We start from the raw sequence: 2,457 nt of genomic DNA, 5'->3' as shown, positions 1-2,457 counted from the left end.
CCCAGGCGGCCCGTGACGACGATGTCGCCCCCGTCGCCCTCGGTCCGGTCGTCCGCCTTCGCCGACTCGACGCTCGGGTCGGGGTCGCCAGCGGGCACCGTCTGAGCCGTTGCCGCGCCCGTTGCCAACAAGGCTACGGCCGCCACGGTCGCCCGCGGCATGGACATGCAACGCTTCATATTTCCCCCGATCGCGAATCGCGGCGCATCGCCAACGTCGATGGGTTCCCTGGAGCTTGGAAGTTACGGTGGGAGGGCAGCCTCGTTGCGGTTACGTGACGCCAAAGGCGAGGCTTGCGCCGGAACGCCCGAACCTCACGACCTCCTCATGATACGCTGCGTCACACCGCTCACGCCCAGCGCGCCCACCTTCCGGCTCAGGCGTCGACCAGGCGTCTCGCGCGGCGTTGGGCCACCATGCGATGCCGGTCGAGCAGGGCGACGGACCGTTCCCCGCGCGAGGCGAGGAACAGCCACTCGCTCTCGACGCGTTCCGGGGTGAGGTCGACCGTCAGGTAGCCGCGCCTGCTGGTATCGCACCATTTCAGGCCGGGGTTGAGCCGCACGAAGTCGCGAGCGATCGACGGCGCATCGCCACCGAACCGTTTCTCCAGGCCGAGCGACGAGACGCTGTGCCCCGCGAGCTCGACGCCGACGGGCTCGCCGTCATGCTCGAGATCGTAGGCCCAGGCATTGTGGCTGTCGCCGCTCAGCACGACGAGATCGGCCCGCGCTCGGTCGGAGGCGGCGAGCAGGCGTGCGCGGGCGGCCGGGTAGCCGTCCCATCGGTCCAGCCCCATAGGTAGGCCAAGCTTCGCGAGCCCGACCGCAGCGGCCAGCTCGGCCTGGTCACGCGCCGAGAGAGTCGTGCCAGGCGGGAACCAGGCGGGGGTCACCGCAGGCAGCCGCGTCGGGGCCATGATCACCTGTTGCGCCAGGATCTGCCATGGTACCCCCGCCGCGGTTGACCCGGCCAGTCCGTCGGCCAGCCATCGCTCCTGCGCCGCGCCCATCATCGTGCGGGCGGGATCGGCGAGCGGTCCGTTGCGGAACGCCGCCGCCGCGCGCGCGGGATCGGTCGCGCCGCGCAGCGCGACGCCGATGTCGAGCTGTTCGGTCCGCGCGAGCAGCCGGGTCTCCAGCCGGAACAGGGTCGCCAGGTCGCCGATCCGATAGCGATCGTAATCGGCCCGGCCCATCGGCAGCCATTCGCGGTGCGCGCGCATCCCCGCCGCCACCCGCGCGGTCCACGGACCCTCTTCCGGGCCGTGGTTCCGGGCCCCGCCCCGCCAGCTGTTGTTGGCGACCTCGTGATCGTCCCAGATCGCGATCATCGGATAACGGCGGTGCAGCTCCTGCAGCGCAGGATCGGCGCGGTAGCTGGCGTAGCGCAGGCGATAGTCGGCGAGGGTCACCGCTTCGCCCCGGGGCTGCACGTCGCGCGCCGTCGCCAGCGCGGCGAGCGCGTCCGAGCGGTCCACCGGCGACTCGTAGATGTAGTCGCCCGTATGGATGATCAGGTCGAGATCGTCCCTGGCGGCGGCATGGGCATAGGCGTTGAACCAGCCCGATGTCGCGTTCGCGCAGGACACCACCCCGATGCGGAACCGGTCGACCGCGCCCTCCGGCAGTGTCCGCGTGCGTCCGACGGGGGAAGTGGAACCGCCGGGCGCGGTGAAGCGATAGTAGTACCAGCGGCCTGGCTTCAGATCGCTCGATCGCGCATGCGCGCAATAGTCGGTCGCCGGGCCGGCGCGGGCCGTTCCGCGAGACACGATCCGGGTAAAGCCCTCGTCCTCCGCCACCTCCACCCCGAGCGAAGCCTCGCCGGCGTCGGCCGCCACATAGCGAGTCCATAAAATCACGCCGCGCTGGCCGGGGTCGCCGCTCGCGACGCCGTGCGTGAATGCCCGCGCGGGTGCGCTCAGCGCGGGCCAGGGAAGCAGCGTCAGCGCGGGCAGCAGCGATGCCGCCTGAAGGACCGAGCGACGCGACAGGGGAGTTATCATGGGCAGAAACTCTTGCGGGGTCGGGCGAGCGACTATCAGTCCGGTGTGACGTTTCGGCTTCGCCCCGCTTGCGCCCCGGCGATTGTCGCACAACCGACATGACGCCATCACGCGGCTGTCATCCTCGCGCCCTAGCCCCGATGGCGACCTTACCGGGGAACAGTGTATGCGGATCAGCTTTTCCGGCCTGGCCACCGCCGGCCTCTGTTCCGCGCGCGTCGTGCTGCTGGGCGGCGCGGCCGTGTCGGCGACCGTTCACGCGGCCCCGCAAAATACGACGCCGCCGCAAAACAACTCGGCCCAAAGCACGGGCGTGGCCGACGGCCGACCGCTCGAGCCGCTGCCGCCCGGCGATGCTCCGGTCGACGACATCGTCGTGACCGGCGCGCGCGCTTCGCGCGAGCAGGCGATCGAGCGCAAGCGCGCGCTGCCGACGATCGCCGACGTCG

General features: G+C 71.1%; 2 protein-coding genes. One reads left to right on the top strand and one right to left on the bottom strand.

The annotated features are described in order from the left end of the window. Positions 1 to 376: 376 nt before the first annotated feature. Complete coding sequence (locus ACFE7F_RS15835; protein ID WP_375404807.1) at positions 377 to 2,008, bottom strand: alkaline phosphatase D family protein; 1,632 nt, start codon at positions 2,006 to 2,008, stop codon at positions 377 to 379. Between the two features lie 166 nt (positions 2,009 to 2,174). Between ACFE7F_RS15835 and ACFE7F_RS15830 the strand changes: the two genes are divergently transcribed. Further along, positions 2,175 to 2,457, top strand: a 283-nt coding sequence (locus ACFE7F_RS15830) for a hypothetical protein (RefSeq protein WP_375404806.1), incomplete at its 3' end; no start/stop codon positions are given.

Origin of the sequence: uncultured Sphingomonas sp., assembly GCF_964235535.1 — a bacterium.
Lineage (GTDB): Bacteria > Pseudomonadota > Alphaproteobacteria > Sphingomonadales > Sphingomonadaceae > Sphingomonas.
The sequence above is the reverse complement of the archived record's forward strand: the minus strand, read 5'-3'. Positions and strand labels throughout refer to the sequence as shown.